Here is a 14,923-nt window from a genome sequence, read left to right on the forward strand (position 1 = left end):
ATGAAGAAAGTTGGTTTTTTTCAATCTATTCATTTAAAATTTGTGCTTATATATATGCTATTAATATTAATAGCGATGCAAGTTATTGGGGTTTATTTCGTAAGGGAATTAGAGAAGAGCCTAGTACAAGGTTTTAGGGATTCTTTAACGCAGCAAACAAACTTATTATCATATAACTTGAAACAAGAGTTTAAAAAAAGTTATACAAAAGCAGAAACAGAGTCAACAGATGAAACCATTAAAACTTCTATTCGAAAATTTGCCTCTGATCAAAAGAAAGTTATACAAGAGGTAAGTGTATTTGATTCGCATAGAAAGTTATTGGCTATTTCAGATGAATCAAAGCAGAATAAGGTGAATAGAACATCAACTGATATAGCTGTTCAGCGAGTGTTAGTACAAAAAAAGCCAGAAGTGAAAATTGAGAAGGATGGTAGTACAGGCCATCGTGTTCAAGTTATGCTTACTCCGATTCTAGATGATAATGGCAAGGATGCGCTTGGTGTTATATACATCGTTGCATCTATGGAAGATGTATATAAACAAATGAAGGATATAAATCAAATTTTTGCTACGGGAACAGTAATTGCCTTATTAGTAACGGCCGTACTTGGGATTTTATTGGCTCAAACAATTACAAGACCAATTTCAGATATGCGGAGACAAGCAATTGAAATGGCAAAAGGAAATTATTCGAGAAAAGTAAAAGTGCATAGCCATGATGAAATTGGACAACTGGCATTATCCTTCAATAATTTATCAAAAAAATTACAACAAGCTCGTTCTTCTACAGAAAGTGAAAGGCGTAAATTATCATCCGTTTTATCACATATGACAGATGGAGTAATTGCTACTGACCGAAAAGGGGATATTATTTTACTAAATGACCCTGCGGAAAAGATGTTAAATGTTTCTCGTGAAACAGCGCTCGATCAATCTGTTTTAGAGGTATTAGGGATACAGGAAGAATTTACGCTCGATCATTTATATGAAGAGCCAGATTCTGTGTTATTAGATTTTAGTACGAGAAACGAACCATATATTTTACGTGCTAGTTTCTCTGTTATTCAAAAAGAAACAGGGAAGGCCAATGGCTTAATTGCTGTACTATATGATGTAACAGAGCAGGAGCGTATAGAAGGGGAACGCCGTGAGTTTGTGGCGAATGTCTCTCATGAATTAAGGACGCCATTAACGACGATGCGCAGTTATTTAGAGGCACTTACAGATGGAGCGTGGCAGGATCCGAATATTGCACCACAATTTTTAACGGTTACACAAGAAGAAACAGAAAGAATGATTAGACTTGTAAATGCGTTGTTACAGCTATCTAAACTTGATAGTACAGAGCACCGTTTAATGAAAGAATGGGTCGACTTTACTGATTTCTTTAATAATGTTATTGATCGCTTTGAAATGTCTAAAGAGCAAAATGTAAGTTTCAAACGATCTTTCTCTAAAAAATCTAGGTTTATTGATATGGATACTGACAAAATTACTCAAGTGCTGTATAACATTATTTCTAACGCATTAAAGTATTCACCAGAAGGTGGAACAGTAACATATCGCTTACGTGATCGCGGTGATTTATTAGAAATTAGCGTAAGTGACCAAGGAATGGGTATTCCAAAAGAAAACGTTGATAAAATCTTTGAACGTTTTTATCGCGTAGATAAAGCTCGTTCAAGACAAATGGGTGGTACGGGACTTGGATTAGCAATTGCAAAAGAAATGATTGAGGCACATGGTGGCTCTATTTGGGCGAAGAGTGAAGAAGGAAAAGGGACAACTATTTATTTCACGTTACCAATGGCAGCAGATGAAGAGGACGATTGGGAATGAGTATGGAAAACTTTAAAACAATAGTTTTAATTAACCTAGTCGTAATTAGCCTATTTCTTACTTTTAACCTATGGACGTATGTGCCAGATTCTACATCCATGCAAAACGCGAAATTTGTACAGGGCAATGAAGGAACGAATCAAACTAAAATTGCCGATGTTGTCCGTCCTACTTCTATCATCGTGCATAAAGATAAAAATCATTATGGGAGCAGAAGAGAGGCAGATATAGAATCAATCTATAAGCCTCTGGAAGTAGGGGAACTACATGAGTTTAGAGAGATATCAATCACTAAGGGTGATTTCCTGTCCTATGTGCATGGTGAAGGGAAAATTGAACTTGTTTTCCCTACCGATATCCCATTTGATGCAGTTAAATCCATGTTTAACATGAAAGAGAAAGGTACAGATAAGCCTAAACATTTTAATCGTATTCTTCTTGATCCTTCTAGAAGTAAGGATCAAGAAATTAAAATTAACTTTGTTTCTGATGGTGATAACTTTAAAATATATGAGGCAAAATTAAGTGGCGTGTATTTAAAAGATATTGTAAATGCCCAAAATCAATTTATAGTATCAGCAAAGCCTTATTTTGATTATCAAATCAATGATATGAAAAAGTTATTTTTACCAGATGGAACGACAGAGTTAAACAATATAACATATATCTCATCTAATTTAGCAGTGGATACGTTTAAGAATGCTCTGTTTAGTGATCCTCGTTATTTAAGTCCAATTACTGAGATATCGAAAGAAACATTTACAGATGGTATTAGATCTATGGAAATTGAAGACGATCGTCACATGCTAAAGTATAAAAACTCTTCTGTCTTAACTGAGAAAACGATAGATAATTTAATGCTGTTACAAAAAAGCTTTGAATTCGTAAGTGGTCACAGTGGAAGTTTGGATTCATATCGTTTGGACTATATGAATAAAGGAGAGACAGTGTTTCGCTTACATGAAGATGGATATTCCGTATTCAATACAGATGGATTAGCTGAATTGAGACAAAAATGGGGATCAGAAGAAGTAATGGAATATGAAAGACCGTTGCTGTCTTTAAATACTAAAGGCATAGAACAGAAGGTTACTCTTCCGTCAGGGCATGTTGTAATAGCATCTCTAGAAAATAATCCAGAGATAAAGAAACAAGTAATTAAGGATATTGGTATTGGATACAAGTTATCACTAGATGGACAAGTAGTTCGACTACAACCAATTTGGTATGTAAAGCTTGTTGAAGGTGAAACAGGTAAACAGAAAATCTATGAGTGGAGTGAGGGAGGACTAAATGGATTGGGATCGGATTAAAACCATATTTATTGTGACCTTTTTTGTTTTGGACCTCTTTCTCATTTTTCAATTCATTCAAAAGCAAGATAGTAATCAATTGGAGCTTATTGCAGAAACAAAGATAGATCAAGAATTAAAGGCAAACAAAATTACTATAGGGAATATCCCTAAGGAACCGAAAAAAGAGTCGTTTATTAGAGCGGAAAATAAAGCCTTTAAAGAAGATGATATACAGTCTTTGAAAAATCAAACGGCGCATATACAAAATATGTACAAGATAGAAAGTAAGCTAAAAGAGCCTTTTTTAAATACGAAATCATTATCAAAAGATAAGTATAATGAATTTTTGAAGAACTATGTATTGGATGGACAAAAGTATGAATTTGGAGCGGTGAAAGACTCTAAAATTTATTTCTTCCAAAAATATAAAGATAAGCCTATTTTCTATAATAATCAGGCGATGATTGTTGTGGAATTAAATGAAAAAAATGAACTTGTTTCATATACGCAGACAATGCTAACTGATTTAAAAGAAATGGGCGAAGGTGAAAAAACGAAAGAGCAAGAAATTATTACGGCTCAAACAGCTTTAGAAAATTTGTATTTAAAAAATAAAATTCATGGAAATACGCATGTTAAAGAAGCACAAATTGGCTATGCCACTCTTACCGCATCTACTTCTAATAACCAAGTACTTGCTCCAACGTGGAATTTAAAAACGGAGCAGAAACAGGACTTCTTTGTGAATGCAATTGAAGGACAAGTTATGGAATTAGGGGAAAAGGAAAATCAAGTGGTTGATGAACATACTGGAGTGAGAAAGAATGGGGTTGCATTTTAGCGTACTTGCAAGTGGAAGTACAGGAAATATGCTATACGTAGGAACCGATGAAAAAAAATTACTAGTCGATGCAGGTTTAAGTGGTAAAGCGACAGAGGCTTTATTTAAACAAGCAGAACTGAATATAAATGATGTATCAGGTATTCTTGTAACACATGAGCATAGTGATCATATTAAAGGGTTAGGTGTATTGGCGCGTAAATATGATTTACCCGTTTATGCGAATGAGAAAACATGGAATGCAATGGAACATTTAATAGGAAATATCCCAACTGAGCAAAAATTCATTTTCTCAGTTGGGGATGTGAAAACATTTGGTGATATTGAAGTCGAATCATTTGGAGTTTCTCATGATGCGGCAGAACCGATGTTTTATGCTTTCCATAACAATAATAGGAAATTAGCACTTATTACAGATACGGGATACGTAAGCGACCGTATGAAGGGCGTTATTAAGGGAGCTAATGCTTTCGTATTTGAAAGTAATCATGATGTGGAAATGCTTCGTATGGGACGTTACCCATGGAGCATTAAACGACGTATTTTAAGCGACGTTGGGCATGTTTGTAATGAAGATGCTGCATTAGCAATGGCAGATGTAATTACAGATGAGACAAAGCATATTTATTTAGCCCATTTAAGCTTAGATAATAACATGAAAGAACTAGCTCGTATGTCAGTATCACAAGTACTAGAGGAAAAAGGATTTGGAGTGGGTGAATCCTTTGAAATTCACGATACAGATCCAAAAATGCCTACAAAAATTCAATACGTATAATTCTTCATTTTAGTAAACAATAAAGGTGAATATAGTTGTTTTCAGGAAGATGGGTGAACAAATATGTCCTTTATTGATGAAGAAAATTATCGTATGAAACGTGCAGGGAAAAAGAAGCATAAAGGTATAGTTCTTTCTAGTATAGCGGGAACAATTGTAGGAGCTTCTTTATTTGCGTTTGGAGCTCCTTTATTTTCAAATTCTGCTGATACGCTTCCGCAAGCTGAAGCAAGCGGAAGTAATATGGCCGAAGCTCAAGGAATTAAACAGATTAGCTTTGTAGATGCTGTTGACCGTGCATCTGAAGCTGTTGTGGGCGTTATTAACATTCAACGAGATAACTTTTCAGAGGCAGATTCAGAGGCTGGTACAGGATCAGGAGTAATTTATAAAAAGACAAATGGTCAAGCTTATATTGTAACGAATAATCATGTTGTAGCTGGAGCGAATCGTATTGAAGTAAGTTTAAGTGACGGTAAGAAGGTTCCTGGAAAAGTATTAGGAACCGATGTAGTCACAGATTTAGCTGTATTAGAAATAGATGCAAAGCATGTGAAAAAAATAATTGAAATCGGCGATTCTAATACTGTTCGCAGAGGAGAGCCAGTCATTGCGATTGGAAATCCACTCGGACTGCAATTCTCTGGAACTGTTACACAAGGTATTATTTCAGCTAATGAACGTATTGTCCCTGTAGATTTAGATCAAGATGGACACTATGATTGGCAAGTAGAAGTGTTACAAACGGATGCGGCGATTAATCCGGGGAATAGTGGCGGTGCGCTTGTAAATGCAGCAGGACAATTAATTGGTATTAATTCAATGAAAATTGCTGCAAAAGAAGTAGAAGGAATCGGACTTGCTATTCCGGTGACTAGGGCTGTTCCGATTATGAATGAACTTGAGAAGTATGGAAAAGTAAGAAGGCCGTATGTTGGGATTGAACTTAGGTCATTAAATGAAATTCCAAACTATTATTGGTCAAAAACATTACATTTACCAGGTACTGTAACAGAAGGGGTTTGTATTTTGGATGTGAAAAGTCCTTCGCCAGGCGCAGATGCTGGTTTAAGAGAACATGATGTTATTGTGGCAGTAGATGGAAAACCGATTCGCGATATTATTGGATTCCGCACGGCCTTATATGATAAGGAAATTAATGATAAAATGACTCTTACGTTTTATCGTGGTACAAAAAGAGTAACAACAACAGTGAAATTAGGCATTCAAAAGTATTAAAAACAGGAGGGCCTACCTCCTGTTTTCTATTGTAGAAAAGTGAGGTGAAGAAAATGAATTTACCTTGTTGTTTAGAACATGTTGAATTAGCGTTAGATATTATTGTGGATGAGTGTGAAGTTGCGCCGGTTATCAACAATGTGGATAACTCAGAAAAAGAGAAAAAAACATGTGAATTTTGTCAAAATGAGGCGACATATGTTGTATCGAACACAGATTCTCACACAATATGTGGGTAGTGTTTGTGGATATGTGGATAAGTTTTGTGGATAACATGTTTGTAAGGTGGATGATACGTGTGAATATCTCGATTATTTCAATTGGGAAATTAAAAGAAAAATATTTGAAACAAGGTATAGCAGAATACTTAAAACGATTATCAGCATACGCAAAAGTAGAAGTAATTGAATTGCCCGATGAAAAGGCGCCAGAAAATTTAAGTGAAGCAGAAATGTTAATTGTAAAGGAAAAAGAAGGTATACGTATACTGGATAAAATTTCTGATGACACGCATGTGATTGCATTAGCTATAGAAGGAAAGCAAAAGTCATCAGAAGAATTTGCGGTAAGTCTAGATCGCCTTGCTACATACGGAAAGAGTAAAGTCGCATTTGTAATTGGTGGATCACTCGGACTAAGTTCAGAAGTGATGAAGCGTTCAAACGAATCACTTTCTTTTTCAAAGATGACATTACCACACCAATTAATGCGATTAGTATTGCTTGAACAAGTGTATAGAGCGTTTCGGATTAATCGTGGGGAACCGTATCATAAGTAAGATATTCTATGTAAAATAAAGGTAAGACACTGATATTATCATATTTATTTTATTATGCCTATAACTGGAGGCTATGTGAATGGTAAGTGATCAGACGAGATATTCTAGGCTCGCGAATATAACAAAAATAATAAATACGAAATTAGAACTACGTGAAGTATTGCAGCGTGTGACAATGGCGATATCAGAGGAGATTGTTAGGTGCGATGCTGTTGGAATTTATTTACCACAGGAAGATGGAACATTTAGAGGGTTTGCAGGAAAACCAGAGACCATAAATGGCGTAACGCTCGATACTCAGGTAATTGATCCTGAAATAGACTTACTGGCAAAAGAAGTTATTGAAACGAAAAAAACCATCTATATTCCTGATACCTCAAAGGATCATCGACCAGATCCGAGACCAGTTGATGCGTTTAAAATTAAGTCCTTATTAGCTCTGCCTATCTCATTTAGGCAAGAGTTATTTGGTCTGGTTTTTTTATTTGATTATGGGATTCCGATGAACTTAACAGATTCAGAAATTCAAAGTGTTGAAGCTTATGTAAATATGGCCGCGGTCGCAATTCAAAACGCAAATAATTTAACACAAAAGGAAAACCTTATTGCTGAGAAGCAGCTGTTACTAAATGTTACCCGTGATTTATCAATGTGTTCTTCGATACAGGAGAGTTTTGATAAATGCTTTTTTTACTTAGAACAGATTTTAGAGAGTAAAAATATGACTGCCCATCTTCTAGATTCGCTAGACAAAACAACGATTAAAACAACGAAATTAAGTAAGGGCTGTGATTGGACAGAAGCGGATCGGACAGAGAAAAGCTATGAAGCCAAGATCCAAGAGGTTATTCAAACAAAAAATATAGATAGTAAGGATCTATTGATGATTCCATTGGTTTCAGTGGGAGAAGTATTAGGGGTAATCGTCGTTGGCAAAGAAGGAAAAGCTCACAATTACGATAATTCTCAAATTCAACTAGCAAAATCTATCGTTGATGCCACAGCCCCTACGTTTTCAAATTTGTTATATATGGATCAACTAGAAAGCATAGTGAAAGAGCGAACGGGAGAGCTAGCTGCTGCTAATGAAAAAGTTACAAGTGTGATTGAATGTATTACGGATGGATTCTTTACTTTAAATAATAAATGGGAATTTACGTACGTAAATAAGCACCAATATTTTCCGCAAAGAAAAACAGCAAAAGATGTATTAGGAAAGAATATATGGGATGTTTTCCCGAGTGACATCGACACAGTTATGTATAAGGAATTTCATCGTGCGATGTCAGAGCGAACTACAGTTCATTTCGAATTTCTTTCTACTGCAGATGAATATTGGCACGAAGTTATTGCATACCCGTATGATGATGGTATTTGCTGTATTTTTAAAAACATAACGGAAAAAAAGAAATATGAACAGGAATTGAAAAGATTATCTAACATTGATTTAATAGGGCAAATGGCAGCAGGTATCAGCCATGAAATTAGAAATCCAATGACAACGGTACTAGGATTTTTGCAGTTATTAAAAGAAGAGAATACCTATGAGAAACATAATAAGTACTTTCATTTAATGATTGAAGAACTTAACCGTGCCAATTCTATTATTACTGAATTTCTCTCAATGGGTAATACAAGGAAATTAGATTTGCAGATGTTAGATTTAAATTCAATTATCCGCGATATTATCCCTTTAATAAAGATTGATACGTATAATCAAAATAAATATATTCAAGTCGATACAAATGACATTCCGGAATTACTTTTAAATCGTAATGAGATAAGGCAATTATTAATGAATCTATATCGTAATGGCTTAGAAGCGATGAATACAGGGAAAGTTCTAACCATTAGCACCTACAAGGAAGGTCAAAATTGTGTGGTGCTTGCAGTGCACGATCAAGGAAAAGGTATCAGGCCTGAAGTCTTAGAGAAACTGGGTACGCCATTTTACACGACCAAAGATAATGGAACTGGATTGGGGTTAGGTGTATGTTATGCCATTGCTGCCCGCCATAATGCAAAAATAGAAATTCAAACAGGATCGGAAGGCACTACCTTTTTTGTTAAATTTAATTATAAAGATAATAAAAAGTAAACTTATTTAGATTAGTTACGGTGAACTGTATCATAAATATTGATCCGAAATTAATCATGCCTTGTGTACCAACATGAAGTATTATTGGCTGTATATTGAATAAAAAATATAATCAAGAAAAAAGCACTTATCTTTACAAGATAGAGTGCTTTTTTATACGCATTTTATTATTTTAGATTTAACCGATATGTAATGAAGATGTACAGTAAATATGGGGGTATGCAAGTGCCTGGTGAAATCAAGTATACTCAATATAGGAAAAAAGAAGTATTAGATGTACTTAGGGGGGATTAACATATTTAAGGAAGATATGAAAAAAATATTGGCATCATTACTAAAAAATCCATTAGTAATAATCGTATACTGGATTTTTTGTTATGAGTTAGCTTTATTATGTATGTATGGGAGAATGAATAATAATATTTATATTTGGTTATTATCTATAGCATTTCTAATACTTATCATTATATTTACTACAATTAAAATTGTGAAAAATAGGGAACGCGAATCATCCAAATTATTAAATGTAAAGGGATGGAAATACATTTCTGTTCTAATACTTATCCTTATAACGTCTTTTTATGGGATAAAAATTTATAAAAGTGCAACGAATTATGGCGGTAAACTAGCATGGTTTATAGAAAGCGTAAAAAACGAAAGATCAGTTAAACTTGAGCGTGATAATATATATAAGTATGGTGTAGAGGGCATTTTTGAAGATATAAATAAGAAATATACTTTGCCAAAGAAGTTATATATGTCGGATGATTTTACTTTGGAATTTAAATCAGATGGAACAATTACATCATTTGATACTTTTCTTTATGGGAAAAATGCTGCTGGAAAAGAGGAAAGCTACTTAATATCTTATAATAAAAATAAATCAAAATATATTTTTGTAGGATTAAATGGGTATGTTAACGCTGATTATAATGAAGATAAATTAGTAAAACCCTTAATTAAAACAGTTCAAGCCATTCCAGTTAAACAAACTGTAAGTAAGTGGAATGAAGATAAGTATGGGCTGGTCTATTATGGGAAAAGGAACTGGGGTTACAACAGAGAAGGAATTATTAATATTAATAAAGATGGGAAATTAGAGAAGCTTGAAGAAGCAAAGTCCGAAATAATTGGATATACGGTATCTATATTTATCCCTGGAAAAGAGAAAGAGGTAGTACCTGCTAGATATAATTTACTAGGTGACCCAAATTGGAGTAAGGAAAGTAGTTCTAAAAAGAAAAAGAAGAATTTAACTAATAATAATGAGCAATTTTACTTTTCAAAAGAAGTTGGTTATAAACTAGATGTCACAGATAAAGCATTAGGGAGCACCTTTTATTCACTAAGCAAGACAATTGATGGAGGGGAAACATGGGGAGTTATAAATGAAGACCCGTTCAATGAAGCGGTAGGTAGTGCATCAGGAATCATCTTTTTTAATGAAAAGCTCGGATTTTTAAGGGCAGCCAGACCCTCTGGAAATGAAGGGAGGTTATACCGTACAGATGATGGGGGTATAACTTTTAAAAAGTTGAGCTATACAAATTATGAAGTGAAACTAGAAAGTGGACAGGTAATAAATCCGTTTGATTTTCCTAATCTGCCTTATGAGAAGGATGGAGTTTTTAACATGCTAGTAGGGCAAGGAGCAGATGGAGACTACAATGGTAATAGTAGTATACTTTATCAATCAAAAGATCAAGGTGAAACATGGGAGTATGTAAAAGAGGTTAAAGATAATTAATAGTGGGAAAGACCATTGGACAAAAATTACCGATGGTCTTTTAAACATTATTAGATGGTATGTACATTTCCTAAAATAAGTATGTTTCTATTTCTATAAAAATATGCTGTAATATGAAGAGGAAAAAGTATAAGTAGTTAGAGAAGTGAGGAATTAAAGGTGAAGAAGTTTAAGAAGTTTTACTTGGAGATTACGAGTGTGTGTAATCTTGCGTGTAGCTTTTGTCCGCCGACGGAAAGGCAGAAGCAATTCATTTCTGTAGAGGATTTTGCTAAAAGATTAGACCAAATTAAACCTCACACAGACTACATTTATTTGCACGTGAAGGGTGAGCCGTTGCTCCATCCGAAAATAGATCAGCTATTAGACTTAAGTCATGAAAAAGGGTTTAAAGTTAATATTACAACGAACGGAACGTTAATTAATAAGAGAAGGCATAGGCTGTTAAATAAGCCCGCGTTAAGACAAATGAATTTTTCACTGCATAGTTTTGATGGACACCCAGGTTCGCAAGATAAAGAGGGCTATGTAAGGAGTATACTTTCCTTCATTAGGGAAGCGACAAGTCAATCAGATTTAATTGTATCGTTAAGGTTATGGAATTTAACTCAGGATAATAAAACAAATGCTGAAATCCAGAAAAATAGAGAGTTATTATCCATAATTGAAAATGAATTTGATCTATCTTATCAGATTGAAGAGAAGCTTACACCAGGAAAAGGTATAAAAATTGCAGAACGTGTCTTTATTAATCAAGACTATGAATTCCAGTGGCCAGCATTACATGAAGAAGAGGATGACGGGAAAGGATTCTGTCATGGACTTCGTAATCAGGCAGGGATTTTAGCGAATGGGACGGTTATTCCTTGTTGTTTAGATGGTGAAGGGATTATTAACCTTGGAAATATTAATAATGATTCATTTTCTAACATTATAGAAGGTGAAAGAGCAACAAACATTGTCGATGGATTTTCAAAAAGAGTTGCGGTTGAAGAGCTTTGTAGGAAATGTGGATATCGTAAAAGGTTTGGGAAGTAAATATGAAATAAGCCCTCATAAAGCGAGGGCTTATTTTTTATTCTTGATAAGAATGCTCTAATTCATCAATTAATGAACCAACGTAAGAAACAGCTTTACGGATTGCATCTGATTTTGACATATCTACTCCGGCATGTTTCATTAGTTCAAGTGGTTTCATTGTACCACCAGCGCGAAGCACATCTAACCAGCGATCAATAGCAGGTTGTCCTTCCTCTTTAATCATTTGAGCTATTGCAGTAGCTGTAGTGAGGCCTGCGGAATATGTGTAAGAATATAGACCCATATAATAATGAGGCTGACGCATCCAAGTTAAGCCCGCACCTTCATCGATTTCTACAGAATCTCCCCAGAATGTCGAAAGGACATTTGTTTTAATTTCAGTTAAAGTTGTAGCTGTAAGGGCCTGTCCTTCTTCTGCTAGAGCATATACCCTACGTTGATATTCACCCTCAAGTAAATGAGTAACAAAGTTGTGATAATATGTGCCGAGTAGTTGTAGAATGACCCATCTGCGCATTCTCTTATCGTCAGTAGTCGCTAGTAAATGCTGAGCTAATAGTAATTCATTCATAGTTGATGGTGCTTCAACAAAGTACATAGATGGGCGTACGTTCATGATACGTTGGTTTTTATTTGCTAAATAGAAATGACCAGCATGTCCAAATTCATGTGCTAATGTGAAGCATCCACGCATCGTATTTTGCCATGTAATTAAAATATAGGGATGAGAGCCGTATGGACTTGAGCAAAATGCCCCGGTTGATTTGCCTACGTTATCTGCAAGATCTACCCATCTTTCTTTGAATCCTTTTTGGATTATTGAACTATATTCATCGCCTAATACTTTTAAAGAATCTTGAATGAGCGTGCCTGCTTCTTCATAAGTAATAGCTGGATTAAATTCGGGATCTAAAGGTGCATGTAAGTCGCAGAAAAGCATTTGATCGAGTCCTAATACTTTCTTTTTTAAATCTGCAAAACGGCGCATATGAGGTGCTAATTCTTTATAAATAATATCAAGTTGGTTGTTATACATTTCAAGTGGAACTCTTTGTGGTTCTAATAGCATATGGGTAACGGATTCATATTTACGTAAACGAGAAAGTGTTACTTGTTTTTTAACTTCAGTAGCATATGTTGTGGCAATTGTATTTTTATATTGTTTTAGTGTGGAAACAAATGATGAATATGCTTTTCGACGTATATATGTGCTTGGAGAAAATTCATATTTGCTTTCAAATAATGAGAATGAAACAGGGAGTTCGTTTCCTTGTTCGTCTTGTATAGAAGTGAAATCCATATCGGCCAATTTAGTCATGCCGTAAATTTTGTATGGAGAACTATGAACTTCGCCAAGTGCAGCAAGTGCTTCTTCTGTTTCAGGAGAGAGAGTGTGCTGCCTTTTTTTGAGTATCTCTAGTAACGACTTACGGAAAGGTTCAAGTTTTGTTTCGTCAGTTAAATATTTTTCAATTGTTCCTTCTTCAAGTGAGAGAATTTCATTATGGATAAAGGATAGTGCAGTATGTACTTTCGTCCATAAAGCAGAAATTTTGGAAGAGTTCGCTTGAATAACTGGATTTGTACGATCAGTAGATTCTTTTAAATTTGCATATGAATACAGTTTTGTTAACTTCATTAAAAGCTCTTCTTCTAAAAGTAGGCAATTTAATAAAGTTGTGGAGTTGGTATGTAAACGTCCTTTAAATGTATCAAGTTTCTGTATATCATTTTCTAATACGTTTAATGCGGTATGCCATTCGGCATCAGAATTATACAAATCGGATAAATCCCATGTTAGTTCAGCGGGCACCTCTGCGCGATTAAGGCGATTTTCCATTACATTTTTCAAGTCTATCTCCTCCTCATTAAGACTATTTAAAAACATGATACTAGAAAATTCAGTAAAATAAAAATATTTTATGTTTTTATATATTAAAAAGAAGGACAAGCACTTTTATGCTTGTCCTTCTTTTTAAATTTAAGAATTAATATACTTTATCGCCGTTGAAAATCGAGTTTTTCACGACAACATAATCTACAGTACGAATAGCATCTAATTTTGTTCCGCCAGCGTAAGAGATAGAAGATTGAAGATCTTGTTCCATTTCGATTAACGTATCTTCTAAAGAACCTTTATGCTCAACGAACATTTTCTTACCTTCAACGTTTTTCTTCTCACCCTTTTGGAATTCAGAAGCAGAACCGAAGTATTCTTTATAAAGTTTGCCATCTCTTTCGATTGTTTCCCCTGGAGACTCTTCGTGACCAGCGAATAGAGAACCGATCATGACCATAGTTGCCCCAAATCGAATAGATTTAGCTACGTCGCCGTGTGTACGAATACCACCATCAGCGATAATTGGCTTACTTGCAGCTTTTGCACACCAGCGAAGTGCAGCTAGCTGCCAACCACCAGTTCCGAAGCCTGTTTTAATTTTAGTAATACAAACTTTACCAGGTCCAATACCAACTTTTGTTGCATCAGCACCAGCATTTTCTAATTCTCTTACCGCTTCTGGAGTTCCAACGTTTCCAGCGATAACGAAGCTCTCTGGTAAATGTTTTTTTATATGTTGAATCATGTTGATCACAGCATTAGAATGACCGTGTGCGATATCAATCGTGATATATTCAGGTGTAATTTGCTCAGCAGCTAATTGTTGTACGAATTCATATTCGTCCTCTTTTACACCAACGCTGATAGAAGCGATTAATCCACGTGATTGCATATCTCTAATGAATGAGATTCGTTTCTCTGGTTGGAAACGATGCATGATATAGAAGTAATTGTTTTCAGCTAAATAAGTTGCGATTCTTTCATCAATAATCGTTTGCATATTTGCAGGCACGACAGGTAATTTAAATTTATGTTTTCCTAAAGTGACAGTTGTATCACATTCAGAGCGGCTATTTACAATACATTTTGCAGGAATTAATTGAATATCTTCATAGTCGAATACGTTTTCCATCATTTACACCCCTAAAATACGAATATTTTATTTTTATTAATCAAAAATGTTCGTCCATAGGATAATTTACATTATTTTTATTAAGAAGTCAAAGGATTTCTTAACATTTTTTGAAAAACTAGATGTTACATCTGAAAAATAACGTTAAAAACGAATTTAAAATGTATTTTTATTTATATTGTTCGTTTATGGTAAAGATTGAAAAATTGAGATAATTATATAAGGTTGTATGTATTCTTTTTATTTTTTTGGAGTGGGATGGAGGATACCATGAAAGAGTCAATGCTAACAA

Annotated in this window: 12 protein-coding genes; 10 read left to right on the forward strand and 2 right to left on the reverse strand. The window is 34.6% G+C overall.

The window, feature by feature from the left end:
- The 10 genes from walK (at nucleotide 1) to MR167_RS04015 (ending at nucleotide 11,656) form a co-directional block, all read left to right on the forward strand.
- Nucleotides 1-1,842 carry a cell wall metabolism sensor histidine kinase WalK gene (gene walK / locus MR167_RS03970; RefSeq protein ID WP_000755366.1) on the forward strand — a complete coding sequence of 614 codons (1,842 nt, stop codon included), beginning with the start codon at nucleotides 1-3 and terminating at the stop codon, nucleotides 1,840-1,842.
- A complete protein-coding gene (locus tag MR167_RS03975) occupies nucleotides 1,839-3,155 on the forward strand; it encodes a YycH family regulatory protein (protein ID WP_000061567.1) in 1,317 nt (438 codons plus the stop codon). The genes walK and MR167_RS03975 overlap by 4 nt, the downstream gene beginning before the upstream one ends.
- Nucleotides 3,136-3,978, forward strand: coding sequence for a two-component system regulatory protein YycI (locus MR167_RS03980; RefSeq protein ID WP_000383719.1), 843 nt, complete (start codon nucleotides 3,136-3,138; stop codon nucleotides 3,976-3,978). The genes MR167_RS03975 and MR167_RS03980 overlap by 20 nt, the downstream gene beginning before the upstream one ends.
- Nucleotides 3,962-4,756, forward strand: a complete 795-nt coding sequence (locus tag MR167_RS03985; protein ID WP_000522837.1) for an MBL fold metallo-hydrolase — start codon at nucleotides 3,962-3,964, stop codon at nucleotides 4,754-4,756. Before MR167_RS03980 ends, MR167_RS03985 begins: the two co-directional genes overlap by 17 nt.
- A 63-nt stretch (nucleotides 4,757-4,819) precedes the next feature.
- Nucleotides 4,820-5,995, forward strand: a complete 1,176-nt coding sequence (locus tag MR167_RS03990) for a S1C family serine protease (protein ID WP_000008032.1) — start codon at nucleotides 4,820-4,822, stop codon at nucleotides 5,993-5,995.
- A gap of 53 nt (nucleotides 5,996-6,048) precedes the next feature.
- Complete coding sequence (locus tag MR167_RS03995) at nucleotides 6,049-6,234, forward strand: CxxH/CxxC protein (protein ID WP_001052827.1); 186 nt, start codon at nucleotides 6,049-6,051, stop codon at nucleotides 6,232-6,234.
- Nucleotides 6,235-6,293: 59 nt separating this feature from the next.
- Nucleotides 6,294-6,773 (forward strand): 23S rRNA (pseudouridine(1915)-N(3))-methyltransferase RlmH, encoded by a 480-nt coding sequence (gene rlmH, locus MR167_RS04000; RefSeq protein WP_001027003.1) that lies wholly within the window; start codon nucleotides 6,294-6,296, stop codon nucleotides 6,771-6,773.
- A gap of 79 nt (nucleotides 6,774-6,852) precedes the next feature.
- A complete protein-coding gene (locus MR167_RS04005; protein ID WP_242313985.1) occupies nucleotides 6,853-8,871 on the forward strand; it encodes a GAF domain-containing sensor histidine kinase in 2,019 nt (672 codons plus the stop codon).
- A gap of 274 nt (nucleotides 8,872-9,145) precedes the next feature.
- A complete protein-coding gene (locus tag MR167_RS04010) occupies nucleotides 9,146-10,618 on the forward strand; it encodes a WD40/YVTN/BNR-like repeat-containing protein (RefSeq protein WP_242313987.1) in 1,473 nt (490 codons plus the stop codon).
- A gap of 159 nt (nucleotides 10,619-10,777) precedes the next feature.
- On the forward strand, nucleotides 10,778-11,656 hold the full coding sequence (locus tag MR167_RS04015; protein ID WP_000713633.1) for a radical SAM/SPASM domain-containing protein: 879 nt from the start codon (nucleotides 10,778-10,780) through the stop codon (nucleotides 11,654-11,656).
- 37 nt (nucleotides 11,657-11,693) lie between these two features.
- Here the strand turns inward: MR167_RS04015 and pepF are convergent, their stop codons facing one another.
- A complete protein-coding gene (gene pepF / locus MR167_RS04020) occupies nucleotides 11,694-13,511 on the reverse strand; it encodes an oligoendopeptidase F (RefSeq protein ID WP_000800233.1) in 1,818 nt (605 codons plus the stop codon).
- A 136-nt stretch (nucleotides 13,512-13,647) separates the two neighbouring features.
- Nucleotides 13,648-14,631: a GMP reductase gene (gene guaC, locus MR167_RS04025; protein ID WP_000432438.1), complete on the reverse strand. Its 984-nt coding sequence runs from the start codon at nucleotides 14,629-14,631 to the stop codon at nucleotides 13,648-13,650.
- Nucleotides 14,632-14,923: the final 292 nt, after the last annotated feature.

The organism is Bacillus cereus group sp. BfR-BA-01355, from assembly GCF_022663675.1.
Lineage (GTDB): Bacteria > Bacillota > Bacilli > Bacillales > Bacillaceae_G > Bacillus_A > Bacillus_A thuringiensis_S.

Coding starts and splice junctions, on each gene's coding strand:
- walK (WP_000755366.1), top strand. CDS start 1: ATGAAGAAAGTTGGTTTTTTTCAATCTATTCATTTAAAATTTGTGCTT.
- MR167_RS03975 (WP_000061567.1), top strand. CDS start 1,839: ATGAGTATGGAAAACTTTAAAACAATAGTTTTAATTAACCTAGTCGTA.
- MR167_RS03980 (WP_000383719.1), top strand. CDS start 3,136: ATGGATTGGGATCGGATTAAAACCATATTTATTGTGACCTTTTTTGTT.
- MR167_RS03985 (WP_000522837.1), top strand. CDS start 3,962: ATGGGGTTGCATTTTAGCGTACTTGCAAGTGGAAGTACAGGAAATATG.
- MR167_RS03990 (WP_000008032.1), top strand. CDS start 4,820: ATGTCCTTTATTGATGAAGAAAATTATCGTATGAAACGTGCAGGGAAA.
- MR167_RS03995 (WP_001052827.1), top strand. CDS start 6,049: ATGAATTTACCTTGTTGTTTAGAACATGTTGAATTAGCGTTAGATATT.
- MR167_RS04005 (WP_242313985.1), top strand. CDS start 6,853: ATGGTAAGTGATCAGACGAGATATTCTAGGCTCGCGAATATAACAAAA.
- MR167_RS04010 (WP_242313987.1), top strand. CDS start 9,146: ATGTACTTAGGGGGGATTAACATATTTAAGGAAGATATGAAAAAAATA.
- guaC (WP_000432438.1), bottom strand. CDS start 14,631: ATGGAAAACGTATTCGACTATGAAGATATTCAATTAATTCCTGCAAAA.